Raw genomic sequence first — 13,325 nt, forward strand, 5'->3', positions numbered from 1 at the left:
TCATTTGTCGAGCACAGCGGCGATAGAGGCCTTCACCTCGTCGATCTCGCCCAATCCGTTGACGGATTCGAGCTGGCCATTGGCATAGTAATAGCCGATCAGCGGCGAGGTTTTCTTGTAGTATTCCATCAAGCGCTGCTTGAGGCTGTCCTCGTTGTCATCGGCGCGGCGCTTGAATTCCGTGCCGCCGCATTTGGGGCATGTGCCATCTGCCGGGATCGGCTTGGTGATGTCGTTGTAGACCTCGCCGCAGCCCGCGCATGTCGAGCGGGCGGTGATGCGCTGCACGAGTGCGGTGTCATCCACCTGCATCTCGATCACGGCATCCAATGTCTCGCCCTGCTCCTTCAGAAGCCCGGCCAGAGCATCGGCCTGCGCCAGCGTGCGGGGGAAGCCGTCGAAGATGAATCCACCCTTCTTGTCACCCTGCAGTTTCTCGCGGATCAGGCCGATCACGATCTCATCGGTCACGAGATCACCGCGGGCCATGACGTCGGCCACCTTGCGGCCCATCTCCGTGCCGCTGTCCTTGGCCTCGCGCAGCATGTCGCCCGTGGAGAGCTGGATCATGTCGCGCTCTTCGACGAGATGATGTGCCTGGGTGCCCTTGCCTGCGCCCGGCGGTCCGAGAAGAATGATGTTCATTTACGTGTCGTCCCTTTCCTGCGGGCGCGCTTTTTGCCTTTGCCCTTGCCGCCCAGCTGAGATTTTTCGATCAGGCCCTCATACTGATGCGCGAGCAGATGGCTTTGTACCTGCTGGATCGTATCCATGGTGACAGACACCACAATGAGAACCGACGTGCCGCCAAAATAGAAGGGAATGGCGAACTGCCCGCGCAGAATCTCGGGCAGAAGACAAACCGCCGCAAGATAGGCCGACCCGAGCACCAGAATGCGCGACACCACGTATTCGAGATACTCGGCCGTCTTCTTGCCGGGACGCACACCCGGAACGAACCCGTTCTGGTTCTTCAGGTTATCGGCGACATCATCGGGTTTGAACGACACGTTGTACGTGTAGAAATAGGTGAAGAATACGATCATCACCGTGAAGAACAGCAGATATGCCGGCTGACCGGGGCCGAAATAGGCCATGATGGTCGACATGATCGGACTGGTCTGATTGCCCGAGAAGGTGCTGATCGTCGCTGGCAGCAGCAGCAGGGACGAGGCGAAGATCGCGGGGATCACACCGGCAGGGTTCACCTTGACCGGCAAATGGCTGGAGCCGCCGTCATAGACCTTCATGCCGACCTGTCGGCGCGGATACTGGATGTGGATCTTGCGAAGGCTGCGCTCCATGAACACCACGAAGGCGATCACGGCGATGACCATGATGATCACACCGATGATGACCGCAGGGCTGATGGCGCCCGACCGTCCCTGGCTCAAGAACTGCGCCAAGGCCGCTGGCACTTCGGCGATGATGCCCACGAAGATGATGAGCGAAATCCCGTTGCCCACACCGCGTGCGGTGATCTGCTCGCCGAGCCACATGAGGAACATCGTCCCCCCGACCAGCGTGATCATGCAGCTTGCGATGAAGAAAAGACCCGGATCGGTGACAAGACCACCCGATTGCAGACTGACGGCAAGCCCATAGGATTGCAGCGTCGCCAGGAACACCGTGCCATAGCGCGTGTACTGGTTGATTTTCTTGCGGCCCTGTTCGCCTTCTTTCTTCAGCTGCTCGAGAGCCGGCACCATGGCCGCCAAGAGCTGCACGATGATCGAGGCGGAAATATAGGGCATGATCCCAAGGGCAAAGATGCCCATCCGGCCAAGCGCACCGCCGGTGAACATCGACAGCATGCCGCCGATACTGGCGGCAGCGCCCTCCATGAAGTTCCGCAACTCGGCACCGTCGATGCCCGGAACGGGAATATACGTCCCAAGGCGATAGACAATCAGAAGCCCGAGCGTAAAGACGATCCGTTTGCGGAGATCGGTGGCCTTGCCGAAAGCGGACCAACTGGTGTTGGCGGCCATTTGTTCTGCTGCAGATACCATGCGCGGTCTCTTTCAAGTGACAACGCCGCCCGAAGCCGTTTTCCGGCCCAGGCGGCGTTTTCGGAAAAACTTAAGGGTATGTAAGCGGCGACGTCACCGCTCACAACCTCTTATTCTGCTGCCTGCGCGGTTGTGACCGTCAGAGAGCCGCCCGCTTTTTCCACGGCGTCGATCGCCGATTTGGAGGCACCGGTGACTTCGAGCGTCAGTTTCGTGGTCAGCTCGCCCTTGGACAGAATGCGCACACCATCGAGTTTGCGGCGCACGAGGCCCGACTCGACCAGCACGTCTTCGGTGATCGGGTTCTTGGCGTCGATCTTCTTGGCGTCGATGAATTTCTGGATCAGGCCGAGGTTGACGACAGCGTATTTCTTGCGGTTCGGCTTGGTGAAGCCGCGCTTGGGAAGGCGCTGGTAGATGGGCATCTGCCCGCCTTCAAACCCCTTGATCGCCACACCCGAACGGGATTTCTGGCCCTTTACACCGCGGCCAGCGGTCTTGCCCTTGCCCGAGCCGGGGCCGCGGCCAACGCGTTTCTTGGTCTTCGTCGCGCCCGGATTGTCGCGCAGTTCGTGAAGTTTCATGTCGCTTCTCCTGAAGCCGGATGTGACCCCCGAAGCGTGATGGGGCCAACCACGGCATGTCGTGATATGTTGAGTCGTGCCCCGATAACAGGCCACCGGCGGGCGTATAGACGGGTTGCGCCAGGCTTGCAAGGCCCACGCCGCATGGCAAGGACCAGATCGAGATTGATTTCGCGGCGCACACGGGGTCTTCTGGACGTTATGACACACCCTTCTTGTCCCCTGCCCCGGATCGCGTCTAGCGCCATAGGTGGGCTGGCCCTGTCACTGGCCCTGACGTCGCCTGCGGGCGCGGTCACGGGATGTGCGCGCGACGCCATGCTCGTGCTGGACGGGTCAGCCTCGATGTCCGAGATCGGCTTCGATCCGACCGCCCCCACCCGGATCGACGAAGCCCGCGCAGCGCTGGCCCAGGCCATGCCACGGATCGCCATGGTGCGCCGTGTGGGTCTTTTGACCTATGGGCCGGGCGGAAGCGATGCGTGTTCAGGCATCGATCTGCGATTTGGACCGATCGACGATGCGGCAGGCCCGATCATCGCGGCGGTCGACGCCTTGCGCCCGGGCGGGTTGACCCCTCTGGCCGCATCGGTTCAGGCGGCGGCCGAAGCGCTGAATTACCGAACCACACCGGGTATCGTGGTGTTGGTCACCGATGGCAACGAGACCTGCGGGGGCCGTCCCTGCGCACTTGGCACTGCGCTGGCAGCGCAAGCCGCAGGGCTTACGGTGCACGTAATCGGCTTTCGCGTGCAATACGATCCCTTCGCCTGGGACAATCCCGAGGCGCAAACCTATGACGGCGGCGCGGTCGTGGCCAAGTGTCTGTCGGACCGCACCGGGGGTCTCTATGTCGATACGCAGACCGTGGAGGAACTGACCGAGGCGCTGGAGGCGGTATTGGGATGTACGGTCGTGGGCCGAGCGCCGGAAAACCGCAAACGCGAAGGTTGATCGCGGGCGCCAGAGCGGTTTCGAAACCGCTTGCTCAAGGCTCTTGAAAGAGCCTTTCCGGCGCAAACGACAAACGCCCCGGCCAAGATCGACCGGGGCGCTTTCAGTCCTGATGAAGCCAAGGCGTGATGCCGCGGAACTTCAGCCTTTTTCTTCGATGATCTTCACGAGATGCGGGATCTTGTTAACCATGCCGCGCACGGCAGGGGTGTCTTCAAGCTCGCGGGTTCTGTGCATTTTATTGAGGCCCAGGCCGATCAGCGTCTGGCGCTGCTTTTCCGGGCGACGGATCGGCGAACCGATCTGCTTGACTACGATGGTCTTTGCCATGTGCTTGTCTCCTTACGCTTCCGCGGCTTCCTTGACGGGCGCCTCGTCCTTCTTGAGGATATCGACGACCTTCTTGCCACGGCGCTGTGCCACCATGCGGGGGCTGGCCTGGAACTGAAGCGCGTTCAGCGTGGCGCGGATCATGTTATAGGGGTTTTGCGACCCGATGGACTTTGCCACCACGTCCTGAACGCCCAACATCTCGAATACGGCGCGCATCGGACCACCGGCGATGATACCGGTACCTTGCGGAGCCGTGCGCATCACGACCTTGCCGGCACCGTGGCGGCCATGGCCGTCGTGATGCAGGGTGCGGCCTTCGCGCAGGGGCACACGGATCATCTGGCGCTTGGCCTGCTCGGTTGCCTTGCGGATCGCCTCGGGCACCTCTTTGGCCTTGCCCTTGCCGAAGCCGACACGGCCCTTTTGATCGCCCACGACCACCAGCGCAGCAAAACCGAAGCGCTTGCCGCCCTTGACGGTTTTCGACACGCGGTTGATCGCGACGAGACGATCGGCGAATTCCGGAGTTTCGTCGCGGTCGCGACGCTCACGGCGATTGTCTTCTCTTGCCATGTGGCATCCTTTCCATGCGGCACCCTGCGGCACCTTCAGTCTGTTCCGATCTCTGGTGTGCCTGCACGATGGCCGACACCCGGATCATCGAGAGGGCCGGCGGGCCAGCCCTCTGCACTTTAGATCTTCAGCCCAGCCTCACGCGCGGCATCCGCCACGGCTTTGACACGGCCATGATACAAAAACCCACCACGATCGAACTGGGCTTCGGTGATCCCGGCCTTCTTGGCACGCTCGGCAATGGTGGCGCCGATCTTGGCGGCCGCCTCGAGGGTGTTCTTGCCCAGGAAACCGAGGTCCTTTTCCAGCGTCGATGCCGCGGCCAGCGTTACGCCGTTCACGTCGTCGATCAGCTGAACGCTGAGGTTCTTATTGGAGCGGTGAACGCTGAGGCGCACGCGCCCTGCATTGACCTTGCGAAGTTTGTTCCGAACGCGCAGGCGGCGTTTCTGGAACAGTTGTCTCTTGCTGTTTGCCATCTGTCGCGTCCTTACTTCTTCTTGCCTTCCTTCTGGAAGATGTACTCGCCCTTGTAGCGGATGCCTTTGCCCTTGTAGGGCTCGGGCCGACGCCAGTCACGGATATTGGCCGCAACCTGTCCGACGAGCTGCTTGTCATGGCCCTCGACCACCAGTTCGGTGGGCTTGGTCGCCGTGACAGTCACACCTTCCGGAACTTCGAAATCCACATCATGCGAATAGCCGAGGTTCAGCTTCAGGGTATTGCCCTGCATCTGCGCCCGGTAGCCCACACCGTTGATTTCGAGCTCTTTCTTGAAGGTCTCCTTGGCACCATGCACCATGTTGGCGATGACGGTGCGCGTCATGCCCCATTGCTGGCGCGCCCGCTTGGACTTGCCGCGCGGCGTGACGGTGACCTGCCCATCCTCGATCGCGATGGTGACATCGTCGGTCGCGGTGAAGGACTTGCTGTCCTTCGGGCCTTTGATTTCCAGTGTCTGACCCGAAATGGAGGCGGTGACGCCATCGGGCAGAGCCACGGGTTGTTTTCCGATACGAGACATGTCCGACCTCCTTAGAATACGGTGCAGAGCACCTCGCCACCAACATTGGCGGCGCGCGCAGCGGCATCCGACATCACACCCTTGGGGGTGGAGACAATCGACACGCCAAGGCCCTGACGGACCGACGGAATGTCCTTGACGCCCATATAGACGCGACGGCCGGGCTTGGAGACCCGCTTCATTTCGCGAATGGCGGGGGCGCCTTCGAAGTATTTCAGGCTGATTTCCAGGGCCGGATGACCGTTTGCACCGGTCGTCTTTTCATAGCCGCGGATATAACCTTCGTCAGCCAGCACATCCAGAACCCAGCACCGCAGCTTCGAGGCCGGGCACGAGACGGTGGACTTGCCGCGCATACCTGCGTTGCGGATGCGGGTAAGCATATCGCCGATAGGATCGTTCATTTTCCGTCCTCCTTACCAGCTCGATTTCACCATGCCGGGGGCTTGGCCATTCGAGCCAAGCTCGCGCAGGGCGATCCGCGACACTTTGAGTTTGCGATAATAAGCATGCGGACGACCGGTCAGCTGGCAACGGTTGTGCAACCGTGTCGCCGAGCTGTTGCGGGGCAGTTCCGCCAGCTTCAGGGAAGCGCGGAAACGCTCTTCCATCGGCTTGCTTTCGTCACTGATGATCTCTTTGAGAGCAGCACGTTTGGTGGCATATTTCTGCACCAGACGCTGACGCTTCTTCTCGCGCTCGATCATTGCTTTTTTAGCCATATCTCTTTTCTCCCGCGATCAGCTGTTGAAGGGCATGTTGAAAGCTTTCAACAGCGCCTTTGCTTCAGCGTCGGTGGCCGCCGTGGTGCCAATGATGATGTCCAGGCCCCAAACCTCGTCGACCTTGTCATACTCGATCTCGGGGAACACGATGTGCTCCTTGATGCCCATGGCATAGTTGCCGCGACCATCGAAGGACTTGCCCGAAATACCGCGGAAGTCGCGGATGCGGGGCATGGCGATCGTGACCAGACGATCCAGGAAATCATACATGCGGTCGCCGCGCAGCGTTACCTTCGCGCCCATCGGCATGCCTTCGCGAACGCGGAAGCCGGCGATGGAGTTCTTTGCCTTGGTGATCACGGCACGCTGGCCTGCGATCATGGTCAGATCTTCCTGAGCCGATTTGGCTTTCTTGGAATCACGGACAGCCTCGGCACCGCAGCCGATGTTCAGGACGATCTTGTCCAGACGCGGGATCTGCATGTCATTGGTGTAGCCGAACTCTTCTTTCAGAGCGGGCCGGATGACGTCGCGATACTGCACACGCAGGCGCGGGGTGTATTTTGCGCTATCAAGCATCGATCACGTCCCCCGTGGTCTTGGCAAAACGGACTTTCTTGTCGCCTTCGGTCTTGAAGCCAACGCGGGTCGGTTTGCCGTTCTTGTCGAGGTAGGCCAGGTTGCTCAGGTCGATGGGCAGCGCAGTAGGAATGCGGCCCCCCTGGCTGGTCTGGCTTTGCTTGGTATGGCGGATCGCGACATTGACGCCGTCAACCACGGCCTTGCCGGCCTTGGGGTTCACGGACAGGATCGTGCCTTCCTTGCCTTTGTCTTTACCGGCAAGAACGATCACCTTGTCGCCCTTTTTCAGTTTTGCAGCCATCTTACAGCACCTCCGGGGCGAGCGAGATGATTTTCATGAACTTCTTGGCGCGCAGCTCGCGCACGACCGGCCCGAAAATACGGGTTCCGACCGGTTCATTGTTGTTGTTGAGGATAACGGCCGCGTTGCGGTCAAAGCGGATGGCGGTGCCATCTTCGCGGCGGACTTCCTTGGCGGTGCGCACGACGACGGCCTTGCGGACGTCACCCTTCTTCACGCGACCGCGCGGGATGGCTTCCTTGACGGAGACGACAATGATGTCGCCCACCGACGCATATCTGCGCTTGGAACCACCCAGAACCTTGATGCACTGAACCCGGCGAGCACCGGAATTGTCAGCAACATCCAGATTGGTCTGCATCTGGATCATATGGTTTCTCCCGACCTTTGGGGTAACGACCCCAGGGTTTCGATCAAACTGTCAGGTTACCGCTTAGTTTGCGATAACCTCCCAGCGTTTCGTTTTCGACTTCGGCGCGCATTCGATGATCCGGACGGTGTCGCCGACCTTGAATGCGTTGTTTTCATCGTGAGCCCGGTATTTCTTGGACTTGCGGATGGTTTTCTTCAGAACGGGATGCGTAAAGCGGCGCTCGACCGAGACGGTGACGGTCTGTTGGTTGGCGTCGCTGGTCACGGTGCCTTGAAGGATACGTTTGGGCATAACTCAAGGCCTCCCTTATTCTGCGTTGGCCGCATTCGCGGCCTTTTCGTTCAGGATTGTCAGCACACGTGCCGCATTGCGGCGGGCGATTTTCATCCTGGACGGATTCTCAAGTTGCCCGGTGGCCGCTTGAAAGCGCAGGTTGAACTGCTCTTTCTTCAGCTCGTTCAACTGCTCGCGCAGCTGATCGGGGGTCTTGTCTCTCAATTCGCTGGCGTTCATGTCGCCGGTTCCTTCCTCAATACACCAGTAAGCCCCTGACGGTTGGTTCAGGGTAACCCGAGACCTGGTGGATAAATTGCAAATACACGAATCCCCGTCCTGCGGGGCGTCATGGATTGCGGCTCTATACGGGACGCGGGATATCAGGGCAAGGGGGAGTCTTGTTTTTCTTGCCCCATATCGCCTTTTGCCCCACGCAAATGCGGCATCCCGGACCAAAAACCCCCTGCCACATCCGCGGCAGGGGCCATCTTTTCTGTCGGATCTGTCGGACGGGGTAACCCCCCTGCCCTTACCAGTCCTCGCGGACCACGATCCGGGTCTTGATCGGCAGCTTCATCGCGGCAAGGCGCAGGGCCTCTTTGGCGATGGTTTCGCTGACACCGTCGATCTCGAACATGATCCGGCCCGGTTTGACGCGGCAGGCCCAGAAATCGACCGAACCTTTACCTTTACCCATCCGAACCTCGGTAGGTTTCGAGGTGACGGGCGTATCGGGGAAGATACGGATCCAGACACGGCCCTGACGCTTCATATGACGCGTCATGGCACGACGTGCTGCCTCGATCTGGCGCGCGGTGACGCGCTCCGGCTGGGCCGCTTTCAGACCGAAGGTGCCGAAGTTGAGATCCGACCCGCCCTTGGCGACGCCGTGGATCCGGCCCTTGTGCTGCTTGCGGAATTTAGTGCGCTTTGGTTGAAGCATCTGTCATTCCTCCTCAGCGACGGCCGCCGGCGCCACGAGGCGCGGGACCATCCTGGAGTTCCTGGGCTTTGCGGTCACGTGCACTGGGATCGTGCTCCATGATCTCACCCTTGAAGATCCATACCTTGACGCCGATGATGCCATAGGGCGTCACGGCCTCCTTGTGGGCATAGTCGATATCGGCCCGCAGGGTATGCAGGGGCACGCGGCCCTCGCGATACCATTCGGTACGGGCGATTTCGGCACCGCCGAGACGACCCGAGACGTTCACCCGGATACCAAGGGCGCCCATGCGCATCGCATTCTGAACCGAACGCTTCATCGCGCGGCGGAACGACACGCGGCGCTCAAGCTGCTGCGCGATCGACTCGGCGACCAGTGCGGCGTCCAACTCGGGCTTGCGGACCTCGACGATGTTGAGGTGCAGCTCGCTGTCGGTCATCCGGGCAAGCTTCTTGCGGAGACCTTCGATATCCGCCCCTTTCTTGCCGATGATGACACCGGGACGTGCTGTGTGGATCGTGACGCGGCACTTCTTGTGCGGACGCTCGATGATCAAACGGCTGATGCCGGCCTGCTTGCACTCTTTCTCGATGAAGTCGCGGATCTTGAGGTCTTCCAGCAGAAGATTCCCGTAATCCTTGGTGTCGGCATACCAGCGGCTGTCCCAGGTGCGGTTCACCTGAAGGCGCATGCCAATCGGATTGACTTTGTTACCCATTAGGCTTGCTCCTCAATTTGACGCACTTTGATCGTCAGTTCCGAGAACGGCTTGCGCAGCGCGCCGAACCGGCCACGTGCACGGGGGCGGCCCCGCTTCATGACCAGGTTCTTGCCCACATAAGCCTCGGCGACGATCAGCTCGTCCACATCGAGGTTGTGGTTGTTCTCGGCATTGGCGATCGCGGACTGAAGGCATTTGCGCACATCTTCGGCGATCCGCTTTTTCGAAAAGGTCAGATCGTTGAGCGCCTTGTCCACCTTCTTGCCACGGATCATCGCGGCCACGAGGTTGAGTTTCTGCGGGCTGGTGCGAAGCATGCGCAGTTTTGCCATCGCTTCGTTGTCTGCCACGCGGCGGGGGTTCTTTTCCTTGCCCATGACTTACTTCCGCTTCGCTTTTTTGTCGGCAGCGTGCCCGTAATAGGTACGGGTCGGCGAATATTCACCGAATTTCTGACCGATCATGTCTTCGGTTACGTTGACGGGAACATGCTTGTGCCCGTTATAGACGCCGAATGTCAGACCCACGAACTGGGGCAGGATCGTCGAACGGCGCGACCAGATCTTGATGACTTCATTACGCCCGCTTTCGCGCGTTGCCTCGGCCTTTTTCAGGACGTAAGCATCGACGAACGGGCCCTTCCATACAGAACGTGCCATGTCTTAGCGGCCCTTCTTCTTGGCGTGACGCGAGCGCAGGATAAGCTTCTGCGACGCCTTGTTGGTGTTGCGGGTGCGCGCGCCCTTGGTGGGCTTGCCCCAGGGCGTGACCGGGTGACGACCACCCGAGGTCCGGCCCTCACCACCACCATGCGGGTGATCGATCGGGTTCATCACGACACCGCGAACAGACGGCCGCTTGCCGTAGTGGCGCATGCGCCCGGCCTTGCCGAAGTTCTGGTTGGAGTTGTCGGGGTTCGACACGGCACCGACGGTGGCCTTGCACTCCTGACGGACCATGCGCAGCTCGCCCGAGCTCAGACGGATCTGAGCGTAGCCGCCATCACGACCGACGAACTGGGCATAGGTGCCCGCAGCGCGTGCGATCTGGCCACCCTTGCCGGGCTTCAGCTCGATATTGTGGACGATCGTGCCGATCGGCATGCCCGAGAACGGCATACAGTTACCCGGCTTGATGTCGACCTTGGCGCCCGCCACGATCTTGTCCCCCACAGCCAGACGCTGCGGCGCAAGAACGTAAGACTGTTCGCCATCTTCATACTTGACCAGCGCGATGAAGGCCGTCCGGTTCGGGTCATACTCGATCCGCTCGACGGTGGCCGCCATATCGAATTTGTTGCGCTTGAAATCAACGACGCGATAGAGGCGTTTCGCCCCACCCCCGCGACGACGCGAGGTAATCCGTCCGGTGTTGTTACGGCCGCCCGACTTGGTCAGACCCTCGGTGAGGGACTTGACAGGACGTCCTTTCCACAGCTCCGAACGGTCGATCAGCACCAGCCCGCGCTGGCCCGGCGTCGTCGGCTTATACGACTTGAGTGCCATGCTTTCTGTCTTCCGTTTGCTAACGGCGGCGCCCGTTGAGGCAAATCCGCCTATGGTTAAGCCCCCCGAAGGTGGCCAGTATTATAGGGCCCCGAAGGTCCCCGGTTCAAAAACCGTGGCCCCGGGAACTGCCCGGGGCCACGCGAGTCGCGGCTTCCTATCAGAGACCTGTGGTCACGTCGATAGTGTTTCCCTCGGCGAGGGTTACATAAGCTTTCTTGACATCGTTCCGGCGGCCCAGACGGCCACGGAAACGTTTCTGCTTGCCCTTGGTGATTGTGGTGTTGACCGCCTTGACCTTCACACCAAAGAGAGCCTCAACGGCTTCCTTGATCTGCGGCTTGTTGGCGTCCATATGAACCTCGAAGACAACCGCGCCGTTTTCGGACGCCATCGTGGCCTTCTCGGTGATCACCGGCTTGCGGATCACATCGTAATGTTCGGGTTTCGCGCTCATTTCAGACGAGCCTCCAGTGCTTCGACACCCGCCTTCGTGATCACCAGGGTGTCACGCTTGAGGATATCATAGACATTTGCACCCATCGACGGCAGCACATCGACACCTTCGATATTGGCCGCAGCGCGCGCGAAATCCGCGTTCACTTCGGCGCCGTCGATGATCAGCACACGCTTCCAGCCCAGATCCTTGATCTGCTTGGCCAGAGCGCCGGTTTTGCCATCCGATGTCGCGGCATCCAGAACGACCAGTTCGCCGGCTTTCGCCTTGGCGCTCAGGGCGTGCTTGAGACCCAGCATGCGGACCTTCTTGGGCAGATCATGCGCATGGCTGCGCGGTGTCGGCCCCTTGTAGACGCCACCCTTGCGGAAGATCGGCGCGTTCCGGTCACCGTGGCGTGCGCCGCCGGTGCCCTTCTGGCGATAGATCTTCTTGGTGGAATAGCTGGTTTCCGACCGGGTCTTGACCTTGTGTGTCCCCTGCTGCGCCTTGTTGCGCTGCCAGCGGACCACGCGATGCAGGATATCGGCGCGCGGATCCAGGCCGAAGATGTCTTCGCCCAGATCGACCGAGCCGGCCTTGCCACCGTCCAGTTTGATCACGTCGAGTTTCATTCTTCGCCTTCCTTCTTATCGGCCTCGGCCTCGGCTTCGGCGGCGGCTTCTTCAGCTGCCTGTTCGGCGGCTGCCGCTTCAGCTGCGGCGGCTTCCTCGGCGGCGGCCTGTGCGGCGGCTTCCTCGGCAGCCTTCGCGGCTTCGTCAGCGGCCGATCTCAGCGCGGCGGGCAAGATCGCGTTTTCAGGGAACGGCTTCTTGACCGCATCCTTGATCGTGACCCAACCACCCTTCGAGCCGGGAACAGCGCCCTTGACCATGATCAGGCCACGGTCGGCGTCGGTCTTGACGACCTGAAGGTTCTGGGTCGTGACACGGACGGCACCCATATGGCCGGCCATTTTCTTGCCCTTGAACACCTTGCCCGGATCCTGACACTGGCCGGTCGAGCCGTGCGAGCGGTGGCTGATCGACACACCATGGGTCATTTCCAGACCCTTGAAGTTGTGCCGTTTCATGGCCCCCGCGAAGCCCTTACCGATCGATGTGCCGCAGACATCCACATACTGACCCGCGAAATAATGATCCGCGGTGATCTCTTCACCGACATTGATCATGTTCTCGGGCGCGACGCGGAATTCCGCAATTTTCCGCTTGGGTTCGACCTTGGCGGACGCGAAATGGCCGCGCATGGGCTGCGACACCCGCTTGGCCTTGATCGAGCCTGCACCCAGCTGAACAGCCGTGTAGCCATCCTTCTCGGGCGTGCGTTGGGCAACGACCTGCAGCTTGTCGAGTTGAAGAACGGTCACCGGAACCTGCCGGCCGTCTTCCATGAAAAGCCGGGTCATGCCGACTTTCTTTGCGATGACACCAGAGCGCAACATCACCTTGCCCTCCTTAAACCGAAATCTGAACGTCGACGCCGGCGGCCAGGTCGAGCTTCATCAGCGCGTCCACGGTCTGCGGAGTCGGATCCACGATGTCGAGCAGACGCTTGTGCGTCCGGATCTCGAACTGATCGCGCGACTTCTTGTTCACATGCGGTCCGCGAAGGACGGTGAACTTTTCGATCTTGTTGGGCAGCGGGATCGGCCCGCGCACCTCTGCACCCGTACGCTTGGCGGTATTCACGATTTCCTGTGTGCTGGCGTCCAGAACACGGTAATCGAATGCCTTGAGCCGAATGCGAATATTTTGACTTTGCATCAGTCTGGCCTTTCACGGCGTTGGAGTTGATAGGAGGAAGGCCGGATCATCCGGCCCCCCTCTTCGAACCCTTGCCCCGGACCGGAGCCCGGGGCCTTCAGGATCACTCGAGGATTTTGGACACGACGCCGGCGCCGACGGTGCGGCCACCTTCGCGGATCGCGAAGCGCAGGCCGTCTTCCATGGCGATCGGTGC

General features: G+C 60.6%; 25 protein-coding genes. 1 reads left to right on the top strand and 24 read right to left on the bottom strand.

The genetic code is table 11. The features are described from left to right. The 3 genes from F3H35_RS10565 to rplO form a co-directional block, all read right to left on the bottom strand. Positions 1 to 645 carry an adenylate kinase gene (locus F3H35_RS10565; protein ID WP_149779561.1) on the bottom strand — a complete coding sequence of 215 codons (645 nt, stop codon included), beginning with the start codon at positions 643 to 645 and terminating at the stop codon, positions 1 to 3. Then, positions 642 to 2,012, bottom strand: a complete 1,371-nt coding sequence (gene secY, locus F3H35_RS10570; protein WP_149779562.1) for a preprotein translocase subunit SecY — start codon at positions 2,010 to 2,012, stop codon at positions 642 to 644. The genes F3H35_RS10565 and secY overlap by 4 nt, the downstream gene beginning before the upstream one ends. Positions 2,013 to 2,122: 110 nt before the next feature. After that, complete coding sequence (gene rplO, locus F3H35_RS10575; RefSeq protein WP_149779563.1) at positions 2,123 to 2,596, bottom strand: 50S ribosomal protein L15; 474 nt, start codon at positions 2,594 to 2,596, stop codon at positions 2,123 to 2,125. Positions 2,597 to 2,797: 201 nt separating this feature from the next. On the opposite strand from rplO, the gene F3H35_RS10580 reads away from it, so the two are divergent. Next, positions 2,798 to 3,550, top strand: coding sequence for a vWA domain-containing protein (locus F3H35_RS10580; RefSeq protein WP_223228379.1), 753 nt, complete (start codon positions 2,798 to 2,800; stop codon positions 3,548 to 3,550). A 141-nt stretch (positions 3,551 to 3,691) separates the two neighbouring features. Here the strand turns inward: F3H35_RS10580 and rpmD are convergent, their stop codons facing one another. From rpmD to F3H35_RS10685, 21 genes are all read right to left on the bottom strand, one after another. After that, positions 3,692 to 3,880, bottom strand: a complete 189-nt coding sequence (gene rpmD, locus F3H35_RS10585) for a 50S ribosomal protein L30 (protein WP_007817172.1) — start codon at positions 3,878 to 3,880, stop codon at positions 3,692 to 3,694. 12 nt (positions 3,881 to 3,892) lie between these two features. Then, positions 3,893 to 4,456 (bottom strand): 30S ribosomal protein S5, encoded by a 564-nt coding sequence (gene rpsE, locus F3H35_RS10590; protein ID WP_149779564.1) that lies wholly within the window; start codon positions 4,454 to 4,456, stop codon positions 3,893 to 3,895. A gap of 119 nt (positions 4,457 to 4,575) precedes the next feature. After that, the gene (gene rplR / locus F3H35_RS10595) at positions 4,576 to 4,935 is read right to left on the bottom strand and encodes a 50S ribosomal protein L18 (protein WP_149779565.1); all 360 of its coding nucleotides are present in this window, start codon (positions 4,933 to 4,935) and stop codon (positions 4,576 to 4,578) included. Between the two features lie 11 nt (positions 4,936 to 4,946). After that, positions 4,947 to 5,480 (bottom strand): 50S ribosomal protein L6, encoded by a 534-nt coding sequence (gene rplF, locus F3H35_RS10600; RefSeq protein WP_007817165.1) that lies wholly within the window; start codon positions 5,478 to 5,480, stop codon positions 4,947 to 4,949. 11 nt (positions 5,481 to 5,491) lie between these two features. Continuing rightward, positions 5,492 to 5,884, bottom strand: coding sequence for a 30S ribosomal protein S8 (rpsH, locus tag F3H35_RS10605; RefSeq protein ID WP_149779566.1), 393 nt, complete (start codon positions 5,882 to 5,884; stop codon positions 5,492 to 5,494). A 12-nt stretch (positions 5,885 to 5,896) separates the two neighbouring features. Beyond that, entirely contained in the window at positions 5,897 to 6,202 is a 306-nt protein-coding gene (gene rpsN, locus F3H35_RS10610; RefSeq protein WP_037296131.1) for a 30S ribosomal protein S14, read from the bottom strand. Between the two features lie 18 nt (positions 6,203 to 6,220). Continuing rightward, the gene (gene rplE, locus F3H35_RS10615) at positions 6,221 to 6,784 is read right to left on the bottom strand and encodes a 50S ribosomal protein L5 (protein WP_149779567.1); all 564 of its coding nucleotides are present in this window, start codon (positions 6,782 to 6,784) and stop codon (positions 6,221 to 6,223) included. Next, entirely contained in the window at positions 6,777 to 7,088 is a 312-nt protein-coding gene (gene rplX / locus F3H35_RS10620) for a 50S ribosomal protein L24 (RefSeq protein WP_149779568.1), read from the bottom strand. The genes rplE and rplX overlap by 8 nt, the downstream gene beginning before the upstream one ends. 1 nt (position 7,089) lies before the next feature. After that, positions 7,090 to 7,458 (bottom strand): 50S ribosomal protein L14, encoded by a 369-nt coding sequence (rplN, locus tag F3H35_RS10625; RefSeq protein ID WP_007817159.1) that lies wholly within the window; start codon positions 7,456 to 7,458, stop codon positions 7,090 to 7,092. A 63-nt stretch (positions 7,459 to 7,521) separates the two neighbouring features. Then, complete coding sequence (gene rpsQ, locus F3H35_RS10630; protein ID WP_149779569.1) at positions 7,522 to 7,752, bottom strand: 30S ribosomal protein S17; 231 nt, start codon at positions 7,750 to 7,752, stop codon at positions 7,522 to 7,524. A 15-nt stretch (positions 7,753 to 7,767) separates the two neighbouring features. Then, complete coding sequence (gene rpmC, locus F3H35_RS10635) at positions 7,768 to 7,974, bottom strand: 50S ribosomal protein L29 (RefSeq protein WP_007817157.1); 207 nt, start codon at positions 7,972 to 7,974, stop codon at positions 7,768 to 7,770. Between the two features lie 292 nt (positions 7,975 to 8,266). Continuing rightward, positions 8,267 to 8,680 (bottom strand): 50S ribosomal protein L16, encoded by a 414-nt coding sequence (rplP, locus tag F3H35_RS10640; RefSeq protein ID WP_007817156.1) that lies wholly within the window; start codon positions 8,678 to 8,680, stop codon positions 8,267 to 8,269. A 13-nt stretch (positions 8,681 to 8,693) separates the two neighbouring features. Then, complete coding sequence (rpsC, locus tag F3H35_RS10645) at positions 8,694 to 9,401, bottom strand: 30S ribosomal protein S3 (protein ID WP_149779570.1); 708 nt, start codon at positions 9,399 to 9,401, stop codon at positions 8,694 to 8,696. Next, entirely contained in the window at positions 9,401 to 9,781 is a 381-nt protein-coding gene (rplV, locus tag F3H35_RS10650; protein ID WP_149779571.1) for a 50S ribosomal protein L22, read from the bottom strand. Before rplV ends, rpsC begins: the two co-directional genes overlap by 1 nt. A 3-nt stretch (positions 9,782 to 9,784) precedes the next feature. Then, complete coding sequence (rpsS, locus tag F3H35_RS10655; RefSeq protein ID WP_007817152.1) at positions 9,785 to 10,063, bottom strand: 30S ribosomal protein S19; 279 nt, start codon at positions 10,061 to 10,063, stop codon at positions 9,785 to 9,787. 3 nt (positions 10,064 to 10,066) lie between these two features. Continuing rightward, a complete protein-coding gene (gene rplB / locus F3H35_RS10660; protein ID WP_149779572.1) occupies positions 10,067 to 10,909 on the bottom strand; it encodes a 50S ribosomal protein L2 in 843 nt (280 codons plus the stop codon). Between the two features lie 160 nt (positions 10,910 to 11,069). Beyond that, positions 11,070 to 11,366 carry a 50S ribosomal protein L23 gene (locus F3H35_RS10665; RefSeq protein ID WP_007817148.1) on the bottom strand — a complete coding sequence of 99 codons (297 nt, stop codon included), beginning with the start codon at positions 11,364 to 11,366 and terminating at the stop codon, positions 11,070 to 11,072. Next, a complete protein-coding gene (rplD, locus tag F3H35_RS10670) occupies positions 11,363 to 11,980 on the bottom strand; it encodes a 50S ribosomal protein L4 (protein WP_149779573.1) in 618 nt (205 codons plus the stop codon). Before rplD ends, F3H35_RS10665 begins: the two co-directional genes overlap by 4 nt. Then, complete coding sequence (rplC, locus tag F3H35_RS10675; protein ID WP_149779574.1) at positions 11,977 to 12,807, bottom strand: 50S ribosomal protein L3; 831 nt, start codon at positions 12,805 to 12,807, stop codon at positions 11,977 to 11,979. Before rplC ends, rplD begins: the two co-directional genes overlap by 4 nt. A gap of 13 nt (positions 12,808 to 12,820) precedes the next feature. Then, a complete protein-coding gene (gene rpsJ, locus F3H35_RS10680; protein ID WP_007817142.1) occupies positions 12,821 to 13,129 on the bottom strand; it encodes a 30S ribosomal protein S10 in 309 nt (102 codons plus the stop codon). 103 nt (positions 13,130 to 13,232) lie between these two features. Further along, positions 13,233 to 13,325: EF-Tu C-terminal domain-related protein (locus tag F3H35_RS10685; RefSeq protein WP_149779575.1), on the bottom strand; the 93-nt coding region annotated here is incomplete at its 5' end.

Source organism: Roseovarius litoreus (genome assembly GCF_900142765.1).
In the GTDB taxonomy this organism is placed as follows: domain Bacteria; phylum Pseudomonadota; class Alphaproteobacteria; order Rhodobacterales; family Rhodobacteraceae; genus Roseovarius; species Roseovarius litoreus.